The sequence below is a fragment of the Sphingomonas endophytica genome (assembly GCF_014199415.1).
Taxonomy (GTDB): Bacteria; Pseudomonadota; Alphaproteobacteria; order Sphingomonadales; family Sphingomonadaceae; genus Sphingomonas; species Sphingomonas endophytica.
Genome location: NZ_JACIJN010000006.1, coordinates 198,814 through 217,010 on the forward strand (window position 1 = coordinate 198,814; position 18,197 = coordinate 217,010).

The 18,197-nt window shown below is 68.9% G+C and carries 21 protein-coding genes, 2 tRNA genes and 1 riboswitch; of the genes, 7 read left to right on the forward strand and 16 right to left on the reverse strand.

What is annotated here, in order from left to right; genetic code table 11:
• From gp17 to FHS97_RS10775, 13 genes are all read right to left on the reverse strand, one after another.
• The gene (gp17, locus tag FHS97_RS10715) at positions 1–381 is read right to left on the reverse strand and encodes a tail completion protein gp17 (RefSeq protein ID WP_246346594.1); all 381 of its coding nucleotides are present in this window, start codon (positions 379–381) and stop codon (positions 1–3) included.
• Positions 366–530: a hypothetical protein gene (locus tag FHS97_RS10720; RefSeq protein ID WP_184037028.1), complete on the reverse strand. Its 165-nt coding sequence runs from the start codon at positions 528–530 to the stop codon at positions 366–368. Before FHS97_RS10720 ends, gp17 begins: the two co-directional genes overlap by 16 nt.
• On the reverse strand, positions 527–1,039 hold the full coding sequence (locus tag FHS97_RS10725) for a head-tail connector protein (protein ID WP_184037031.1): 513 nt from the start codon (positions 1,037–1,039) through the stop codon (positions 527–529). The genes FHS97_RS10720 and FHS97_RS10725 overlap by 4 nt, the downstream gene beginning before the upstream one ends.
• A gap of 175 nt (positions 1,040–1,214) precedes the next feature.
• Entirely contained in the window at positions 1,215–2,219 is a 1,005-nt protein-coding gene (locus FHS97_RS10730) for a phage major capsid protein (protein ID WP_246346595.1), read from the reverse strand.
• Positions 2,220–2,261: 42 nt separating this feature from the next.
• A complete protein-coding gene (locus tag FHS97_RS10735; protein WP_184037037.1) occupies positions 2,262–2,630 on the reverse strand; it encodes an HK97 family phage prohead protease in 369 nt (122 codons plus the stop codon).
• On the reverse strand, positions 2,627–2,956 hold the full coding sequence (locus FHS97_RS10740; RefSeq protein WP_184037039.1) for a DUF6127 family protein: 330 nt from the start codon (positions 2,954–2,956) through the stop codon (positions 2,627–2,629). Before FHS97_RS10740 ends, FHS97_RS10735 begins: the two co-directional genes overlap by 4 nt.
• Entirely contained in the window at positions 2,953–4,032 is a 1,080-nt protein-coding gene (locus FHS97_RS10745) for a phage portal protein (protein ID WP_184037042.1), read from the reverse strand. The genes FHS97_RS10740 and FHS97_RS10745 overlap by 4 nt, the downstream gene beginning before the upstream one ends.
• 272 nt (positions 4,033–4,304) lie before the next feature.
• Complete coding sequence (locus tag FHS97_RS10750) at positions 4,305–5,621, reverse strand: DNA-packaging protein (RefSeq protein ID WP_425506307.1); 1,317 nt, start codon at positions 5,619–5,621, stop codon at positions 4,305–4,307.
• A complete protein-coding gene (locus tag FHS97_RS10755; protein WP_184037045.1) occupies positions 5,618–6,091 on the reverse strand; it encodes a hypothetical protein in 474 nt (157 codons plus the stop codon). The genes FHS97_RS10750 and FHS97_RS10755 overlap by 4 nt, the downstream gene beginning before the upstream one ends.
• Positions 6,092–6,226: 135 nt before the next feature.
• Positions 6,227–6,640, reverse strand: coding sequence for a hypothetical protein (locus tag FHS97_RS10760; RefSeq protein ID WP_184037048.1), 414 nt, complete (start codon positions 6,638–6,640; stop codon positions 6,227–6,229).
• Between the two features lie 114 nt (positions 6,641–6,754).
• Positions 6,755–6,828 (reverse strand) — tRNA-Gly (locus FHS97_RS10765).
• Positions 6,829–6,886: 58 nt separating this feature from the next.
• Complete coding sequence (locus FHS97_RS10770) at positions 6,887–8,290, reverse strand: DEAD/DEAH box helicase (RefSeq protein ID WP_184037050.1); 1,404 nt, start codon at positions 8,288–8,290, stop codon at positions 6,887–6,889.
• Positions 8,291–8,402: 112 nt separating this feature from the next.
• Complete coding sequence (locus tag FHS97_RS10775) at positions 8,403–8,876, reverse strand: hypothetical protein (protein ID WP_184037054.1); 474 nt, start codon at positions 8,874–8,876, stop codon at positions 8,403–8,405.
• A gap of 81 nt (positions 8,877–8,957) precedes the next feature.
• Between FHS97_RS10775 and FHS97_RS10780 the strand changes: the two genes are divergently transcribed.
• The 3 genes from FHS97_RS10780 (at position 8,958) to FHS97_RS10790 (ending at position 11,834) form a co-directional block, all read left to right on the forward strand.
• The gene (locus tag FHS97_RS10780) at positions 8,958–10,421 is read left to right on the forward strand and encodes an FAD-binding oxidoreductase (RefSeq protein ID WP_184037057.1); all 1,464 of its coding nucleotides are present in this window, start codon (positions 8,958–8,960) and stop codon (positions 10,419–10,421) included.
• Between the two features lie 82 nt (positions 10,422–10,503).
• Positions 10,504–11,271, forward strand: coding sequence for a SapC family protein (locus FHS97_RS10785; protein ID WP_184037060.1), 768 nt, complete (start codon positions 10,504–10,506; stop codon positions 11,269–11,271).
• A 32-nt stretch (positions 11,272–11,303) separates the two neighbouring features.
• Positions 11,304–11,834, forward strand: a complete 531-nt coding sequence (locus FHS97_RS10790; protein WP_425506308.1) for a cytochrome b — start codon at positions 11,304–11,306, stop codon at positions 11,832–11,834.
• Positions 11,835–12,031: 197 nt separating this feature from the next.
• Here FHS97_RS10790 and FHS97_RS10795 read toward each other — a convergent pair whose 3' ends face one another.
• Positions 12,032–12,883 carry an N-formylglutamate amidohydrolase gene (locus FHS97_RS10795; RefSeq protein ID WP_184037066.1) on the reverse strand — a complete coding sequence of 284 codons (852 nt, stop codon included), beginning with the start codon at positions 12,881–12,883 and terminating at the stop codon, positions 12,032–12,034.
• Positions 12,884–13,014: 131 nt separating this feature from the next.
• Here FHS97_RS10795 and cpdR point away from each other — a divergent pair, with 131 nt between their 5' ends.
• From cpdR to FHS97_RS10815, 4 genes are all read left to right on the forward strand, one after another.
• Complete coding sequence (gene cpdR / locus FHS97_RS10800) at positions 13,015–13,392, forward strand: cell cycle two-component system response regulator CpdR (protein ID WP_028967597.1); 378 nt, start codon at positions 13,015–13,017, stop codon at positions 13,390–13,392.
• 74 nt (positions 13,393–13,466) lie between these two features.
• Positions 13,467–13,541: transfer RNA gene (locus FHS97_RS10805), tRNA-Val, on the forward strand.
• A 415-nt stretch (positions 13,542–13,956) separates the two neighbouring features.
• Positions 13,957–14,658: a bacteriorhodopsin gene (locus FHS97_RS10810; RefSeq protein WP_184037080.1), complete on the forward strand. Its 702-nt coding sequence runs from the start codon at positions 13,957–13,959 to the stop codon at positions 14,656–14,658.
• Positions 14,655–15,518 carry a Brp/Blh family beta-carotene 15,15'-dioxygenase gene (locus FHS97_RS10815; RefSeq protein WP_343053428.1) on the forward strand — a complete coding sequence of 288 codons (864 nt, stop codon included), beginning with the start codon at positions 14,655–14,657 and terminating at the stop codon, positions 15,516–15,518. The genes FHS97_RS10810 and FHS97_RS10815 overlap by 4 nt, the downstream gene beginning before the upstream one ends.
• A 128-nt stretch (positions 15,519–15,646) precedes the next feature.
• Here the strand turns inward: FHS97_RS10815 and FHS97_RS10820 are convergent, their stop codons facing one another.
• Both FHS97_RS10820 and FHS97_RS10825 read right to left on the reverse strand, forming a co-directional pair.
• The gene (locus FHS97_RS10820) at positions 15,647–16,672 is read right to left on the reverse strand and encodes a methionine synthase (RefSeq protein ID WP_184037083.1); all 1,026 of its coding nucleotides are present in this window, start codon (positions 16,670–16,672) and stop codon (positions 15,647–15,649) included.
• Positions 16,673–16,701: 29 nt separating this feature from the next.
• Entirely contained in the window at positions 16,702–17,688 is a 987-nt protein-coding gene (locus FHS97_RS10825; RefSeq protein WP_184037087.1) for a DUF1852 domain-containing protein, read from the reverse strand.
• Between the two features lie 121 nt (positions 17,689–17,809).
• Positions 17,810–18,031, reverse strand: a riboswitch (cobalamin riboswitch).
• Positions 18,032–18,197: the final 166 nt, after the last annotated feature.

Here is an 18,197-nt window from a genome sequence, read left to right on the forward strand (position 1 = left end):
TCAATCCTCCGCCATGATCCGCACCCGCACGTCGACCAGCGCCGACCAGCGTCCCGCGCTCTCGCTCAGCAGCGCGTTGCGCACCGGCACCGCCGTCACCACGCGCCATCCCGGAAGGCCCGGCAGCGACAGCAGCGCCGCTTCCGCGTCCGCCGCCAGCGCCGCCGCGCGCGCGCCGCTCTCGCCCGCGTCGCGCACCGCCACGCCGATGCGCAGCTCGCGCCCGGCACGGTCCTTCGTTCCCCAGTCGCTCTCGCTCCATTCGCGCAAGGTCAGGAACGGCACCGTCCCTTTCTCCGCCGCGCTCTCGAACACGCGCGTCACCGCCACCCGGTCGCGCAGCCGCGCCAGCACCGCCGCGCGCATCACTGCCGCCACCATGCGAGCGACGGGTCCTCGACCCAGCGCCGCTTCAGCCCGCGCGCGCCGACCTCGACGCCATCGTCCCGCGCGACAACCTCCGCGTCGGGCAACACGTCGCGCAGCCGCACCACCACCCGCGCGCGCACGCGCTCGACCGCGCGCTTCATGCGTGCACCGGCTGCGCGAGCGCGACGCTGCGGAACGGCCGCCACAAGGCGCTGACCGCCGCCGGCACCGGCGCGCTCCCCGCCCGATCGCTGAACAGATGCGCCGCCAGCATTGCCACTCCCTGCCGCAGCGGCGCGGGCAACCCCGCCCAGCCGCTCGCCAGCCCCGCGGTGAAGCTGACGCGCAACGGTCCCTCGCCCTTCACCCAGCCGACGCCCTGCGCATCGATATCGATCGCCACGCCATCCGCGACGATCGCGCGCACCGGCGCGGCGGGCAGCGCCTGCCACCCCTGCGCCGCACCAAGCTCCGCGACCAGCTCGCGCACGATCAGCACGCGCCCGGTGAACTGCTCGGCCAGCCCCAGCGCCGCCTCGACGAACGCCAGCGCCAGCGCATCGTCGTCGATCGTCGCCGCCCGCAGCTCCGCGCGCACCGCCGCCAGCGCAAGCGCACGATCCCCCGCGCCCAGCGTCACCACGCCGGGCGCTCCCGCCACCAATGTCATATTGAACTCCCGTCACCCCGGCGCCGGCCGGGGTCCACCTCACCACGCCCAGCCCCCTCCGTCATCCCGGACTTGATCCGGGATCCCGCTTCTTCCCTCGGCCAAAAGAGCGGGGCCCCGGATCAAGTCCGGGGCGACGAAAGGGAGATTTGCGACCCGTCGCGACAGCGCAGGCTCAGCTTGCGGCGAACCGCAGCAGCTTGATCGCCTCGCTGTTCGACACGCACCCGCCGACGCGCTTGGTCGCGTAGAAGGTCACGAACGGCTTGTTGCTGTAGGGATCGCGCAGCACGCTGGTCTCGCTGCGCTCCGCGATCAGATAGCCGAGCCTGAAGTTCCCGAACGCCACCGCATGCGCCCCCGCCGCGATGTCGGGCATGTCCTCGGCCTCGACCACCGGATAGCCGAGCAGGCTCGCTGGCTGCCCCGCCGCCATCCCGGGTTGCCACAGGAACTGCCCGTCGCTGGTCTTGAACTTGCGGATGCGCGCCGCGGTCGCTGCGTTCATCACGAACGTCGCACCCTGCCGGTACGGCGCGCGCAGCGCCTGCACCAGATCGATCAGCCGCTCCGCCCCGTTCGCGCCGAAGTCGCCCGCCGTCCCGGTCGGCACATATTGCAGCGTCCCGAACGCACGTGTCGCGTCCCCCGCCGCCGCGGTCGGCGCCTGGAGGAAGCCCCGCGGGCGATTGACGCCATTGCCGCCGACGAACGCCGCGCCCTCCGCCTTGGCGAAATCCGCGGCGATCTCCCCGGCCAGCCAGCCCTCGACATCGAACAGCGCGTCGTCCAGCATCGCCTGGCTCGCCGACGGATTGGCGTACAGCTCGCCCATCGGCGGCGCGATCTCGGTGAACACCGGCGTCGCGGTCACCGGCCGCGCATCGGTCTCCGCCGCCCAGCCCGACGGCGTCCCGCCGGTCGTCACCAGCTTGCGATACCCCGCCGAGCCGACCTGCACGACGTTCGCGATGCTGCGGATCGGGCTGGCGCTCTTCAGCACCGCGTCGATCTGCGCATCGATCTCCTTGGGGATCGCATAGCCGCCCTGATCGCCGGTCGTGCCGGTGAACGCCTTCTGCTCGACCACGATCCCCGACCGCACGAAGCCGTCGAACGCCGCGCCGCCGCCCATGCGCGCGCCATCCAGCACCGGGCGCGCCACCACCGTATCGCTCATGCTCTTCTCCATGAAAGAGGCCCCCCGCGGACCCCGCAAAACTCAAAGGTCGATGATCGTCTCGACCCGTGCGGCGGGCTGCATCGCCACCGCCACCAGGCTCACCTCGACCAGCTCGGCGCGCAGGATCGTGCGCCACACGCCCTGCCGCACCACCCGCGCGCGATACCCGACCGACAGCCCCGGCAACGCCCGCGCGCGCACCAGCCGCGCCACCGCGTCGTCCGCGACCTCCGCCTCGACGCGCAAGCCCCGCGCATCCTCACCGATCGCCAGCACCGTGCCGACCGGCGCGCCGCGATGCTGCATCAGCAGCGGCACCGGCGCGGCGTCCGCGAACGCGCCGCGCCGGATCACGTCACCCGCGCGGTCGACGGCGTCGAACACCGCCGCATAGCCCGCGATCCTCACTTGAGCGCCCCCGGCTTGAGCAGCCCGTCGAGCCCCAGCCGCACCGCGAGCCCGGCGAGCAGCAGCGCCAGCACCACCCGCGCCACCCACGCCGCCAGCGCGCGCCACGCCGAGCGTTTCGCATCGCGCCACGCCCGCAACAGCTCGCGCAGCTCGGCGACATCCCCCGCCGCGCCATCGTCGGCCAGCCCGAGCCGCTTGAGCGCGCGCATCGCGCCCAGCTCGCCCGCCTCTTCCACAATCGCGCGCAAGGTCGCGATCTCCGCGCCCTCGTCGCAGCCCTGCGCGAGCAATTGCGCCAGCACGCGCCCGGTCGCCACGCTCATGACCAGTCCACCATCTGCCGCTTTTCGTCGGTCGACAGGAAATCCGCCGCCGCGATCATCCGCCACAATTGCGCGCGATCCTCGACCAGCGCCGGCACGCGATCGAGATCGACCTGCAACCGCGCCTCGGGGAAGTCCGCCGCCAGTCCGTCGCGCAGCCCCGACAGGATCGCGCCGGCCAGCGGCAGCACCGTCAACCGCCACAAGGCGCGGTTCGCTTCCTTGTAATTCGCATGCGTGCTGTCGCCCGGCAGCCCGAGCAGCATCGGCGGCACCCCGAACGCGAGCGCGATCTCGCGCGCCGCCGCCGCCTTGGTGGCGGCGAAGTCCATGTCGGCAGGCGTCAGGCTCATCGCCTGCCATTTCAGCCCGCCTTCCAGCAGCATCGGCCGCCCGGCATTGGCCGCGCCCGCAAAGCCCTGTTCCATCTCCTCGCGCAGCCGCCGGAACTGGTCGGGCGTCAGCACCGAGCCGTCGCCGGCATCATAGACCAGCGCGCCGGACGGCCGCGCGGCATTGTCGAGCAGCGCCTTGCTCCACGCGCTGGCGGCATTGTGGATCGCGATCGCCGCCGACGCCGCCCCCAGACACCCCAGCCCATAATGATCGTCGACCGGATTGAAGCGTCGGATATGGATCACGCTCGCCGGATCGAGCCGCGTCGTCCGCACGCCGACCCGGTACAGATACGCCCCCGGCCAGCCATCCGCGCCCAGCTCGACGCTCACCCGCTCGGGGCGCAGCGCGAACAGCTCCACCACCTGCCCGTCGCCGTCGCGCAGCACCTGCACGAAGGCATTGCCATGCAGCAGCACCTGCGCCGCCACCGCCTCCAGCACCCCGCGCCCGCCCGCCAGCGCGCGCAACCGCGCATCGTCGGCATCCAGCGGCGCGCCCTCCACGCCCTCGGCCACCAGCTTCACCGCGCGCTGCGCGATCGCATTGGCGCAATAACCGGCGCGCACCTGCGCCTCATACCCCTGCGGCCATTCCCCGAGCGGCCGCGCCACGCCGCCGACACGCCCCAACGCCGGACGCGCCAGCGCGCGCCCGGACTTCCATCCGAACCAAGCCATGTGAATCCTCCGAGAAGATGATCTCAAGAATGCCGTTCGTGCCGAGGAGACATCGAGCGAAGTCGAGATGATCGGGTGAATATGCCCCAGTCATGTTCAGGATCGTCCGGGGGACGATCCGACCCGATCATCGTCTCGAAGCACCTTGTGGAGCGCCATCGTCGCCCGCCACTCCGCCGTCATTGCGAGCGTAGCGCGGCAATCCAGGGCGTCCTGATCCGACTCTGGATTGCCGCGCTACGCTCGCAATGACGAAAGGACGTGCGCGCCAGCTAAACCGCCCTCACCCGCACCTCGCCCTGCTTGTCCAGCATCAGCGCGGTCAGTGCCCAGACGCACGCATCCGCCCGATCCGGCGAGCGACCCGGCCCCTCATACCCGCCGCCCGCGACCAGCCCGGCCAGCTCGTCCTCCAGCGCCGGGAACGCCCGCGCATGCCACACCCGCCCGCGTTCATAGAGCGCCGCGACCGGCTCGGCGCGTGCCGCCTTGCCGCGCGTCGCATGGACCAGCCGGATCGGCAGCGACGCCTGCGCCGCACGCAGCACCTGCTCGACCATCGCCCCGCCCTGATTCGCCTCCGCGACCACACGCTCCGCCGACACCCGCGCTGCACACGCCGCGACCGCACTGGCCCAGCGCTCGGGGCTCGCGCCCGTCACGCTCGCGTCCTCCAGCACATAGCCGTGCCCGTCACGCCCCAGCCCCGCCGCGACGATCCCGCACGCATCGCCGCCGACCCCGGCCGGCGGATCGACCCCGACGACCACCCGCGCCAGCTCGGGCACCGCGCGCACGCGCTGCCGCTCGAGCAGCGCGCGCGGCCACAGCGCCCCCGCCACCTCCTCGATCAGTTCGCCGTCCAGCTCCTGCCGCCCCAGCCGCGTCCCGCCATAGCTCGCCTCCATCGCCGCGACGAAGGCGTCGGGCAGGTGGACGTTGTCGCGCGTGCTCCCGCGCGTCAGCACCGTCCCCGCCCCGGCGCGCACCCGCCGCATCAACGCGGTCGGGCGCGGCGTCGTCGTCACCAGCACGCGCGGCAGCGCGCCTAGCCGCAACCCCATGGTCAGATTGTCCCACGTCGAGGCGTGGCTCCATTTCGCCAGTTCGTCGGCCCAGGCGAAATGATGCTCAGGCCCGCGCAATTTCTCGGGCGCCGCCGCCGAATAGAGCGTCGCGACCGCACCATTGCCGAACCGCACCTCGCCGCTGGACGGTCGCCACACCACCGCATCGTCGTCGCGCGCCACCGCGACGACCCCGCTCGGCCCGGCGACCATCACCTTGCGCGCATCCTCGATCGTCGCACCGACCAGCGCGATGCGCGCGCCGGGCACCGCGCGCGCCATCGCGCCGACCCATTGCGCGCCGGCGCGCGTCTTCCCGAAACCGCGCCCGGCCTGCATCAACCACACCCGCCAGTCGCCCGGCGGCGGCAATTGTCCCTCATGCGCCCACAACGGCCAATGCTGTTTCAGCTCGATCATCGCCTCGGGGCTCAGCGACGACAGCACCTGCTGTTGCTCGGCCTCACCAAGTTCCAGCAGCCATCGTATCCCGCGGATACCGCCATGATCCGCGCCGCTCACTCGGCGGCCTTCGCGCGCGATCGCTTCGACATCGCCTGCAACCGCTGCAGCAACTCGCGCTCCGCCTTCGCCCGCGGGCTGTTGCGATCGGCGACCTTGCGCGGCGTCGTCGCCACGTCGATCACCGCCGGCGGTCGCCGCCCGAGCAGCAGCAACGCGGCCGACACGTCCAGCTTGGTGTCGGTATCGCCCAGCACCTGCCGCACCAATGCCGCCTCCATCCGCTCATAGGCATCGTCCAGCGCCAGCCGCCATTGCTCGCCGAAGCTCGTGCTCCGGCGGCGCAGCGCATAGGCCGACCGCGCCGTCTTCCCCGCGGCCGCCGCCGCCTTCGCGACATCGCCGCTGATCGCGAAATGATCGAAGAAGGTCTGCCGATCCTCGCGCGACCACCGCTGCGACGGCTTCGCCGCGCCTGCAATCGCTGCACTGGCCACCGACGCGCCATCGGCTCCCGCCACCTCACCCATCCGCACCCTCCCGCCCGCTGCCACCCGCATCGCAACGCAAACGGGCCGGCGCGACCGGGGCCCACGACCCCGAGCCGCCCGGCCCGTTCACACCATCTCGATGTTCTCTTTTTGTACTCAAACAGCGTGACGCTGTCAAGCGCTTTCCACCTCGGCTTCGATCGGAAGCAGCGTGTCGCCTGCCGTGCGCCGCGGCACCCTGCGCATCTTGAGGGCTCGGCTGTAAAGCGGACGCGGCGGGTGGGTCCCGGTTATCGCACGATAATCCGCGATATAATCTGCTTGCACCTCGGCCGCCGATTTCTCGACGTCGAGGCGAGCGAGGAACAGGACGAGGAATTCCCCCAGGATGGTGACGAACACCACCATCTTGCGTTGATCGGCGCTGAGCTCCGGGCCGGCGATCAATGCGCCGAGCACGGCGAAGATGAAGGCATGGGTCGCCAGCATGGCGTCCTTGAATTGCGTCCAGATGCTGTCGATCCGCTGCCGATGCTGCGCCTCGACCTGCAAGAGCGCCAGCAGTTCGTCCGTCCGTTGCTTGTTCATTGCGTCATCCTCGTGCGATGCGGCACGACGCCTGCCGCCGCGTGACCGCTATCGAAGGATGGCATCACCCGCATCGCTTCGTTCGAACGACGCGGTAGCAAAGAAGCGGGAAATTGGAGCGGGTAACGGGAATCGAACCCGTGTATTCAGCTTGGAAGGCTGCTGTACTACCATTGTACTATACCCGCGACAGGGGCGTCCCTGCCACGAACCACCGCCGCCGGTCAACCCGACGAACGGCGCTCGTCAGTAGCGCAGCCCGACGTTCAGGAAGTCCGGCACCGGCCCGTTCCAGCCGCCGTCATCGGCTGCCTCAACCACCACCGGCGCGCGCTCGCGCTCACGCCCGCCGCGCGGCCGCTCGTCGCGATCGCGCCGTGTCCGCTCGCGTCGCGGTGCTTCCTCGCGGGGCTGGGCGCGCGGCGCTTCCTCGCGCGCCTCGACGCGCGGGGCCTCTTCAACGACCCGCTCGCGCCGCCGCCCGCTCCGCTCGCGGCGCGGCGCTTCCTCGGTGCGCTCGGACGCAGCGGGCACCTCGGCGATCCGCGCGATCTTCTGCCCGGTCAGTTTCTCGATATTGTCGATATTCTCGGCGTCGTCGGGCCCGACGAACGTATAGGCGACCCCGGTCGCACCGCCGCGCCCGGTGCGCCCGATGCGGTGGACGTAATCGTCGGGATGCCACGGCGCGTCATAGTTGAAGACGTGGCTCACGCCCTTCACATCCAGCCCGCGCGCCGCGACGTCGCTGGCGACCAGGATGTTGACGTCGCCCTTCTTGAAGCGCTCCAGCTCGGCGACGCGCGCCGGCTGGTCCATGTCGCCGTGGATCTCACCGCTGGAAAACCCGTGTTCGCGCAGGCTCTTGTTCAGCTCGCGCACCGTCGTCTTGCGGTTGCAGAAGATGATCGCGGTGCGCACCTCCTCCTGCCCCAGCAGCGCGCGCAGCGCCTTGCGCTTCTCGAACGACGGGCCCTTCACCGGCACCACCCATTGGGTGATGTTGATGTTGGTCGACGCCGGGCGCGCCACCTCGATCGTCTTGGGGTTGTTCAGGAAGCGGTCGGCCAGCTTCTTGATCGGCGCGGGCATCGTCGCGCTGAACAGCAACGTCTGGCGCTGCGCGGGCAGCTTGGTGCAGATTTCCTCGATATCGGGGATGAACCCCATGTCGAGCATCCGGTCGGCCTCGTCGATCACCAGCATCGAACAGCCGGTCAGCAGGATCTTGCCGCGCCCGAACAGGTCCATCAGGCGACCGGGCGTCGCGATCAGCACGTCGACGCCCTTTTCCAGCGCCTTGACCTGATCGCCCATCTGCACGCCGCCAATCAGCAGCGCCATGCTCAGCTTGTGGTACTTGCCGTAGGTCTCGAAATTCTCGGCGACCTGCGCGGCCAGTTCGCGCGTCGGCTCCAGGATCAGGCTGCGCGGCATCCGCGCGCGGCTGCGGCCCTGCGCCAGGATGTCGATCATCGGCAGCACGAAGCTGGCGGTCTTGCCGGTGCCCGTCTGCGCGATGCCGATGATGTCGCGCATCATCAACACCGGCGGAATCGCGCTCGCCTGGATCGGCGTCGGCTCGGTATAGCCGGTGTCGCCGACGGCGCGAAGGAGTTCGTCAGAAAGGCCGAGGTCGGCAAAGCTCATGCGGATGTCCGGGCTGTCGGGCGGCGCGGCGTGGCGGTTCCCATCGCTCCCCGCGCTTCCCGATCCACGCCGCAAAGTCAAGGATTTTGCGCCTTCACCGCCCTGGAGCGGCCTATTTCTTCACCTTGCGCGGGACCAGCGCGCGGAAGCGGGTCACCGCGCAATAGGCGCCGGAGCGCGAGCGGATGCCGTCGCGGCGCGCGCACAATTGCCCGTCGGCGGTCGGCTTCAGATAGAAACCGCGATAGAAATCCAGCGTCGGGCAGTCGTCGTCCAGCTTGGCGCGGATGCGGCGCGCGCCGACCACCACCAGATCGACCTCGCCCTCGCGCTCCACCGCCGCCCCGGTCAGCGCATTCATCGCCACGCATTCCGGCCCCTTCTTCTCGTCCCAGCGCACCTGCGGGACCGGCGGCGCGCCGCGCGCGCGCATCGGCGCAGGCGAGACACGCGGCACACGGATGATGAGCCGTTCGTGGATCGTCAGCTGCGCATATTCGACGCCGTCGAGCTGCGGCGGGCTCGCCGACAGCACGAAAGGCGCCGCCGATGCGAGCAGCAGGATGGACGAGTCACGCAAGGTCATCTTGGGGCAGCAGCACTGACCATCGCCGGTTGAACACCTGATGAATTGGACGCACATCGCGCGCCAGCCAAGAGAAATCGCATGACCCACGCCACCGACCCCGCTGCTGCGCTTCGCCGCCTCGCCGACCGCCTCGCGCCCTTGGTGGCGCCACGCACGATCGTCACCGATCCCGACACGATCGCGCCGCTGCTCACCGACTGGCGAAGGCGCTTCCACGGCGCGGCGACGTTGCTGCTCGCCCCCGCCTCGGTCGCAGAGGTGCAGGCGATCGTCGACATCGCGCGCGAGGAGCGCGTGCCGTTGGTCCCGCAGGGCGGCAACAGCTCGATGGTCGGCGGCGCGACCCCGCCCGGCGACGGCCGCGCCGCGATCCTGTCGCTGCGCCGGCTCAGCCGCCTCCGCGCGCTCGATCCCGACGCCGGGCTGGCGGTCGCCGAGGCGGGAGTGATCCTGTCCGATCTCCATGCCGCCGCGCTCGCGCAGCGCCGCCGCTTCCCGCTCTCGCTGGGCGCGAAGGGCGTCGCGACGGTCGGCGGGCTGGTGTCGACCAACGCCGGCGGCACGCAGGTGCTTCGCTTCGGGACGATGCGCGCTTTGGTCGCCGGGGTCGAGGCGGTGCTGCCCGACGGCTCGCTGTACGACGGCCTGTCCGCGCTGAAAAAGGACAATCGCGGTTACGATCTCGACCAGTTGCTGGTCGGCGCGGAGGGCACGCTCGGCGTCGTCACCGCCGCGACCTTGCGACTGGTGCCCGCGGTCGCGGCGCGCTGCGCGGCGTGGGTCGGTATCGCCTCGCCCGCCGCGGCGCTGACGCTGCTGCGCCGCTTCCAGCGCGCGACACCGGCGCTGGAGAGCTTCGAGCTGCTCCCCGCCGAATCGCTCGGCGCGGTGCTCACCCACATCCCCGGCACCCGCTCGCCGCTGACGGGCGACCATCCGTGGCACGTCCTGCTCGAAGTCACCGCCGACACCCCCGACGACGATCCGGCCGCGCTGGTCGAGCGCGTGCTCGCCGCCGCGTTCGCGGACGGCGTCGCCGCCGACGCGACGCTCGCCGCCAGCGAGGCGCAGGCCAAGGCGTTCTGGCGGATCCGCGAGTCGATCTCCGACGCCGAGCGCGCCACCGGCCCGGCCGCGCAGCACGACATCTCGGTGCCCGTAGAGGCGATGCCGCGCTTCATGGTCGAGGCGGCGGCGGCGTGCGACGCGCGCTTCCCCGGCACGCGCGCGTCGGGGTTCGGGCATCTCGGCGACGGCAACGTCCATTTCCACGTCCGCGCCGCGCCCTGCACCGATCCCGCGCATTGGTACGCCGAGCAGGTGCCGGTCGTCTCCGCCTTCGTCCATGACCTCGTCGTCGCGGCCGGCGGGTCGATCTCGGCCGAACACGGCATAGGGCAGATGAAGCGCCGCGAGCTGGAACGGCTCGGCCCGCCGGCCCGGTTGTGGGCGTTGCGCGCGATCAAGCGCGCCTTCGATCCCGACGAGCTGTTCAACCCCGGAAAGCTCGTCACGCTTGCGCCCGACGCGCCCATTCAATAGCACCGGCGCGGTCCGGGGGGACGGCAGGACGTGACGTCCCCTTGCGCGAATGCACACGATACCGTCCGTTCTGGAGATTCCCATGGCCAGCGCGCCGCAACTTCCGCTCTTCTACAACGGCCTCGAACCGCTTTCGAGCGAGGTTCACGCCAACTTCAAGGTGAAGCCGTCCGACACCGCGCCGTTCCTGGTCAACCAGCATGCGATCCCCGTCACGGTCGAGGAATTTCCGCTGATCCAACGGCATATGCCGATCGTCTTCTCCTCGGGCGAGGATGCGATCCCGATCGCGCTGATGGGCCTGAACGAGGGCGTCAACGTCTTCATCTCCGAAGAAGGCCGGCTGATCGACGAGACGATCTACGTCCCCGCCTATATCCGCCGCTACCCGTACATGCTGGCCCGCCTGCGCCCGGACGCCGACGAGCTGTCGCTGTGCTTCGACCCGTCGTCGCCGACGATCGGCGCGTTCGACGAGGGCGATGCGCTGTTCACCGATGGCCAGCCGTCGGAGCTGACTCAGAACATCCTGAAGTTCAACGAAAACTTCGAGCAGGCCGCCGCGCGCACCGGTCAGTTCATGAAGGAGATCAAGGAACTCGACCTGCTCATGGAGGGTGAGGTCACCATCCAGCAGGACGGGATCGAGCAGCCGTTCGTGTATCGTGGCTTCCAGATGATCGACGAAAAGAAGCTGTCCGAGCTGCGCGGCGACCAGTTGCGCAAGATCTCGCAGTCGGGGATGCTCCCGCTGCTCTATGCGCACCTTTTCTCGCTGGCGCTGATGCGCGAGATCTTCGCGCGGCAGGTCAAGTTGGGCAAGATGCCGCAGCCGCAGCTCAACGCCTGACGAAAGGGAAAGCGATGGCCACCCGACTGCCTATGAACGAGCGGTATTCCGGGGTGGCCATCGCCTTCCACTGGACGATCGCGTTGCTCGTGATCGTCAATCTGATCGTCGGGGTCGGTCACGACGCGGTTCCCGCGCTCCGGGCGTGGATGCCGGGACACAAGGCGATCGGCATCACGGTCCTCGCGCTCACCGTGCTGCGGGTAGCGTGGCGGCTGCTGCACCGCCCACCGCCGCTGCCCGCCTTCACCCCCGCCTGGGAGCGCGGCGTCGCGCATGCGACGCACTGGGTGCTGTATGCGCTGTTGCTGCTGATGCCGCTGTCGGGCTGGGCGATGGTCTCCGGGCCCGAGGGCCGCCGTCCGCTCAGCTGGTTCGGAATCACCGATCTGCCCTATCTTCCGGTCGGGTCGACCGGGGCAAGCGCGGGTCACGAGGTGCATGAGATCCTCGGCTGGACGATGCTCGCGCTGGTCGTGCTCCACATCGCCGCTGCGCTGCGCCACCATCTGATCCTGCGCGATTCGATCCTGCTGCGGATGCTCCCGCGCGGCGCGCGCTAGGCTTGCCGGGCAATTCGTCGCACGCTTCCAACCTTTTGCGGCCCGCCTCTTGCAACCAAAAGCAGGGCCCCTAAGTTAAGCATGTACGGCGCTCGTGTCCCCCCTTTCGCGGGCCCGTATGACACGCTTCGGCGTGTCTCCTCCCTGAACCTTGGCCACCGGGTGCGTGCATCCGGTGGTTTTTTTCTGCGCCTGACCTATTCGGCGGCATCGGCGATCGGCGGGGCGACCGCGCCGTCGGCCAGCGCCTGCTCGGTCAGCGCGTCGATCACCGCGCGAAGCATCCGCGCTGTCGCCGCCGCTCCCGCGCCCGGCTGATCCAGCCGTCGGTCGAGATAAAGCGCGCGGTCGATTTCCAGCTGGATCGCATGCACGCCGATCTGCGGCGCGGCATGGCGATCGAGGATGTGCCCGCCGGCATAAGGCGTGTTGAGCATATGGTGCAGCCCCTGGCGCCCCAGCGCCTCCTCGACCCGCGCGACGAACCGCGCGCCCGCCGCGCGCCCGAACCGGTCGCCGATCACCACCCGCGCGCGGCCCCCGGCGATCGGCGGCATCGAATGGACGTCGAGCAACACCGCACAGCCGAAGCGCTCCCGCGCCGCCGCCAGCACCTGCGCCAGCGTCTCGTGATACGGCCGGTGATCCGCGGCGATCCGCGCCTCCACTTCCGCCGCGCTCAGCCGGCAGCGCCACAATTCTCCCGCCGCCGCGGTCCGCCGCGGCACCAGCCCGATCCCTGCGCGCACCTTCGCCGACGCGCCGGCGCCGCGGCACGCGCCCTCGTCGATCAGTGGGTCGCGCTCATGCTCGGCACGGTTGAGGTCGATCCAGGCGCGCGGCAGCGTCTGGAGCAGCAGCGTCTCCCGCCCGCGCGCCGCCAGCGCAATCGCATCGACGTGGCGATCCTCCAGCGCGGCGAGGCTCGCCAGCGGCGCGCGCAGTGCCATGCGCAGCGTTGCGGGATAGTCGCGCCCTGCATGCGGCACCGACAGCACCACCGGACTCTCGGGCAGCATTTCGCCGAACATGCAGAAAGAGCGCGTCATTCCTGCCTACCCTATGGAAGCCGCCGCGCCGCTGCAACGTGTCGTCGTGGGTCAGCCGTTCACCATGTCCGCTGGTGGAAAAATCAACGTCCCTGGGGCATATTATAGCGCGAATGGGAGTTGTGGTTGCGATGATACGGATTCTTCTCGCCGAAGACGATGCGGTGATGCGCGAGTATCTCGGGCGCGCGCTGGAGCGGTCGGGCTATCACGTCACATCGGTCGATCGCGGCACCGCCGCGCTGCCGCTGCTGGAAAGCGAGCGCTTCGACCTGCTGCTCACCGATATCGTCATGCCCGAGATGGACGGGATCGAGCTGGCGCAAAAGGCGCAGGAGCTTGCGCCGGGGATGCGCGTGATGTTCATCACCGGGTTCGCGGCGGTCACGCTGAAGGCCGGCAATGCGATGCCGCAGGCGCGTGTCCTGTCCAAGCCGTTCCATCTCCGCGATCTGGTGCTCGAGGTCGACCGGCTCTTCGATACCGGCACCGCGAACGAGCTGATCTGACACGCCCGGCAACAAAAGCGTAAAAAGCCGCTTGCGCGCTTCCGACCCAGTCGTTAGAGGCGCACCCCTACGGAGGGCGTGTAGCTCAGTGGTAGAGCACTGTGTTGACATCGCAGGGGTCGCAAGTTCAATCCTTGCCACGCCCACCATGCAAGTCTGCTCTATCCGGTCGTTTTAAGGTCTCCCCTGGCCTGACCGGATAGAGCGACTTTCGCACCCGCCCGGCGCGAGGTGCCGGATGCCTCAGCATTCATCCCCAAGTCGATCGATCAAGGCGCAACGAACCGTCTCGAACCGGCCGATTGCGGAAGCTCGGCGCGAAGCATTGCCACATCCGACACATTGGCCGCGCCCTGCGCTCAAGCGGTCCCAACTTTTGGCATGAAGCAGAGCGCCGTCAATGCCACCGCCCTTTCTCCGAGCCGATCGGACTGCGCAACGGGCCAACCAGACCTCGCGCTACATTGCGCGTATTTAACATACTGTTTCCGGCACGATCGCCGCTGATCTGCGTTAGCGGCCGTGGGTGTGGCGATGCGGTCATTCCCGAGGAGGGATGTCGCTATGGACCAAACTGCCTTCATGATCGGATTTACGGTCATGTCACTCGCGTCGCTCGCGATCTACGCGACCGGCAAAAAGACCCCCCCGTCGCATCATCACACGCTTCTGCATGCCGCCGTGCCGTTCATCGCGGCGACGGCCTATCTCGTGATGGCCTTCGGCATCGGCACGCTCGTAAACGGCGACGGCGCGGCGACCTATCTGGCGCGTTATGCGGACTGGACGGTGACGACGCCGATCCTGCTGTCCAGCCTCGTGCTGCTCGCCTTTCACGAACGCGGAAAGACCGGAGAGGTCGGCGGCTATCTCACCGCCATCATCGTCCTCGACGTGCTGATGATCGTGACCGGGCTGGTGTCGTCGCTCGCCGAGGTGCCGCTGGTGAAATGGGTCTGGTATCTGTGGTCGTGTGTCGCTTTTGTCGGCGTCCTGTATCTTCTCTGGGGGCCGCTCCGGGCGATGGCGGCCGAACGGGGCGGTGCGCTGGGTTCCGCTTATGGCAAGAACGTCACCTTCCTGACCGTAATCTGGTTCCTGTACCCGATCGTCTTCCTGATCGGGCCGGAGGGGCTGAAGATCATCACCGATCCGATGTCGGTCTGGGCGATCCTGATCATGGATATCGTCGCCAAGGTCGCTTACGCCTTCTACGCGGCCAGCAACCTCGAGACGGCGTTGCACCATCACAGCCGGCAGGCGTGACCCGCGGCATCGCCTTGTTGATCGCGGGGGCGGTTGCGGCCGCCTTCGCCCCCTTGCCGGTGCAACTGGCGTTCGCGATCCTGGGGATCGGGGTGGTCGGCATGGCGCATGGTGCGGGTGATCTGGCCGTCGTGGCACCGGCCCGGCGGCGCATGTTCCTGATCGTCTACGCTCTCGTCTCCGTCACGACGCTGCTTTGGTGGACCATGGATCCGGCGGTGGCCCTGCCCGCCTTTCTCGTCGCCTCGGCCGTCCACTTCGGCATCGAGGATGGCGCCGGGGATCAGCCGATCGAACGCATCGCGCGCGGGGTGGTGCTCGTCGCCGGGCCGGCCACCTTCTACGCGCCCGCCTACGCCGTTCTCTTGCGCACGGCAGGTGGCGCCTCATCGACCTTGCCGAGCTATACCCCGTTCGTCGCGATGGCGGGCGGCGCGGCCGGCGCCGTGCTGCTGGCGCTGGCGTGGCAGCGGCGTGACCGGCATCTGGCCGGCGGCGTGGCGGCGTTGCTGCTGATGCCGCCGCTGATCGGTTTCACCCTCGGCTTTCTGATCCTCCACGCGCTGCCGCAGACGACGGAGCGGCGCGATCGCCTGGGGTTCGCCGACACCACTTCCTACCTGCGCGCGGTTGCGCCGGTGTTCGGTGGCGCGATACTGCTCGCCGCGCTGGTCGTCGCGTTGCTGCTGCGCTTCGATACCAGCGGGGTTCGCGGGCTCTTCGCCGGCATCGCCGCTCTGGCCGTTCCACATCTGCTCGTGACGCCGTGGTTCGAGGGCAACGCGATCCGGCGCCGGCCCGCGGCAGAAGCAAGGATCGGCGGATATGCGACGGCTCGCGGGAGCGGGCCTCGCCCGTAACGACCAAGCCGGCGCGCGGGCAAGCACCGTCGTTACGGCACAGCGACCGACTGCAACCAGACAGGCAATGCGCCTGCGGACGGATCGCTGGTCAGGGGCGGCCGCGGGCCGGCGGCCGCCCGCAGCGCTCAGCCGGTCAATTCCGCGCGGACCAGCGCCGCGCCCGCCGCCAGCGCGTGCAGCTTGCCACGGGCGACGTCGCGCGCCAGCGGCGCCATCCCGCAATTGGTCGCGGGCAGCAGCTTGTCGGCATCGACGAACGCCAGCGCCTTGCGCAACGTGTCGGCGACCTGCTCCGGCGTTTCGACCGCATCGGTCGCCACGTCGATCGCGCCGACCATCACCTTCTTGCCCCGCACCAGCTCGATCAGCTCCATCGGCACGCGCGAATTCTGACATTCCAGCGAGATGATATCGATCGTCGACACCTGCAGATTGGGAAAGGTCTGCTCATATTGCCGCCATTCCGAGCCGAGCGTCTTCTTCCAGTCGGTATTGGCCTTGATCCCGTAGCCATAGCAGATGTGGACCGCAGTCTCGGCGGTCAGCCCCTCGGCCGCGCGTTCCAGCGTCTTGATCCCCCAGTCGTTCGCCTCGTCGAAGAAGACGTTGAACGCCGGTTCGTCGAACTGGATGATATCGACCCCCGCCGCCTCCAGCTCGCGCGCTTCCTCGTTCAAGAGGCACGCGAACTCCCACGCCAGCTTCTCGCGGCTGCGGTAATGGTCGTCGTAAAGCGTGTCGATCATCGTCATCGGCCCCGGCAGCGTCCATTTGATCGGCTGGTCGGTCTGCGCGCGCAAAAATCTGGCGTCCTCGACGAACACCGGCGCCGGGCGCGACACCGCGCCGGTGACGGTCGGCACGCTGGCGTCATAGCGGTTGCGGATCCGGACCACCTCGCGCCTGGCGAAATCCACCCCGCTCAGATGCTCGACGAAGGTCGTGACGAAATGCTGGCGGGTCTGCTCGCCGTCGCCGACGATCGTGATCCCGGCCTGCCGCTGGTCGTCGACCGCCAGCCGCAGCGCGTCGCGCTTGCCGCTCGCCAGTTCCGCCCCCTCCAACTTCCATGGCGACCACAAGGTCTCAGGCTGCGCGAGCCAGCCGGGTTTGGGCAGGCTGCCTGCGGTCGTCGTCGGCAACAGCGTCATGTTCGATACCTTTCTGGCAAGCGTCGGGATCACAGGCCACAGCTCGCGGACCAGCGCGCGAGCGCGGCCCCGTGCGGCTTGATGAATTGTTCTTCGGCGAAGCGGCCCTGCTCGACCGCGAGCCGGCTGCGTTCCTCGCGGTCGTAGACGATGCGGGTCAGCGAATAGTCCTGATAGTTCAGGCTCGGCCGGTAATGCTCGGCAGCGACCGAATTGGCGTTGTAGATTTCGGGCCGGTAGATCTTCTGGAACGTCTCCATCGTGCTGATCGTGCTGGCGAGTTCGAGATTGGTATAGTCGCCGACCAGATCGCCGACATGATAGAAGGCCAGCGGCGCGACGCTGTGTGGCGGCATGAAGTAGCGCACCTTCATCCCCATCTTGGCGAAATAACCATCGGTGGCCGAGAAATCGTCGTTGCGATATTCGACGCCGAGGATCGGATGCGCATTAGCGGTGCGGTGATAGACCTGCTTGCTCGATACGCTCAGGCAGATCACTGGCGGCTTGGTGAACTGGTCGCGATAAGCGCGCGATTGCAGGAAATGCTTGAACAGATTGCCGTGCAGATCGCCGAAATGCTCGGGCAGCCCGCTCGCGCCGTGGCGTCGGATATGTTCCGGCATCACGACGCTGAAATCATAGTCGCGGATGTACGAAGAGAAATTGTTGCCGACCATCCCGTCGGTACGCGTGCCCTTCTGCCGGTCGACCACCTGGGTGTGCAGGATCTCGATCAGCGGAAAGGCGTCGTCGGCGGCCTCCGCCCCGATCCGCAGCGCTGCCGAGATGATGCTGAGCGCGACCGTGTAGCGGTCGCCCGCCGGATTGTCCCAATGCATCAGCGCGTTGAAACGATGATCGATCATCGCCAGCGTCTTGCGCAAATTCTCCTGGCGGCTCTCCCCGCGCGCCAGGTTCGCGAAATTGGTAGTGATCCGCGTATTGTCGGCGGGACGGTAATCCTCGTCGAAGGCGATGCTGCTGATCGTGAACGTGAAGCCGCTATTCGTCATGACTCACCTGCTTGTACGGACAGGGGTCAGGGAAGAGCGCGCCGGGCGTGATCCGGCGCAAATGGCCGCGGCCACGCACCGTGCGTCAAGCGCGATCCGCCGGAGGAACCCCCGTCCGAGGAACGTTATCGCGTCGGAGGCAGGTCTCCTGGCTCACGGGTCGACGCGGTGGCTCCGGCCTTCCCGGGCGCCTCGCGAGCGCCCAGTGACACGAATTGGAGCCGCCGCTCGCCGCTTACAGTTGCGGGGGCAGCGCCGGACTTTGCCCCTGGGGGCAGCACCGGCTTCCCGTCTTAGCCCCATCGCCACGCCTGGGATGGGGAACCTCGACGCGCCGCTTGGACACGATCACGGCCGCGGTGTCAAGGCGGATATAAAGACATCCTTATGTCTTGATATCGCCGTCGCCGTTGAGGGACTTCCGGCTTAGCCCTGAGAAAGGATCTAGGCGGCAGATTAGCATCATGACTTCAGCCATTTCTCCATCTTCATGGCCTGAGCCATCGCGT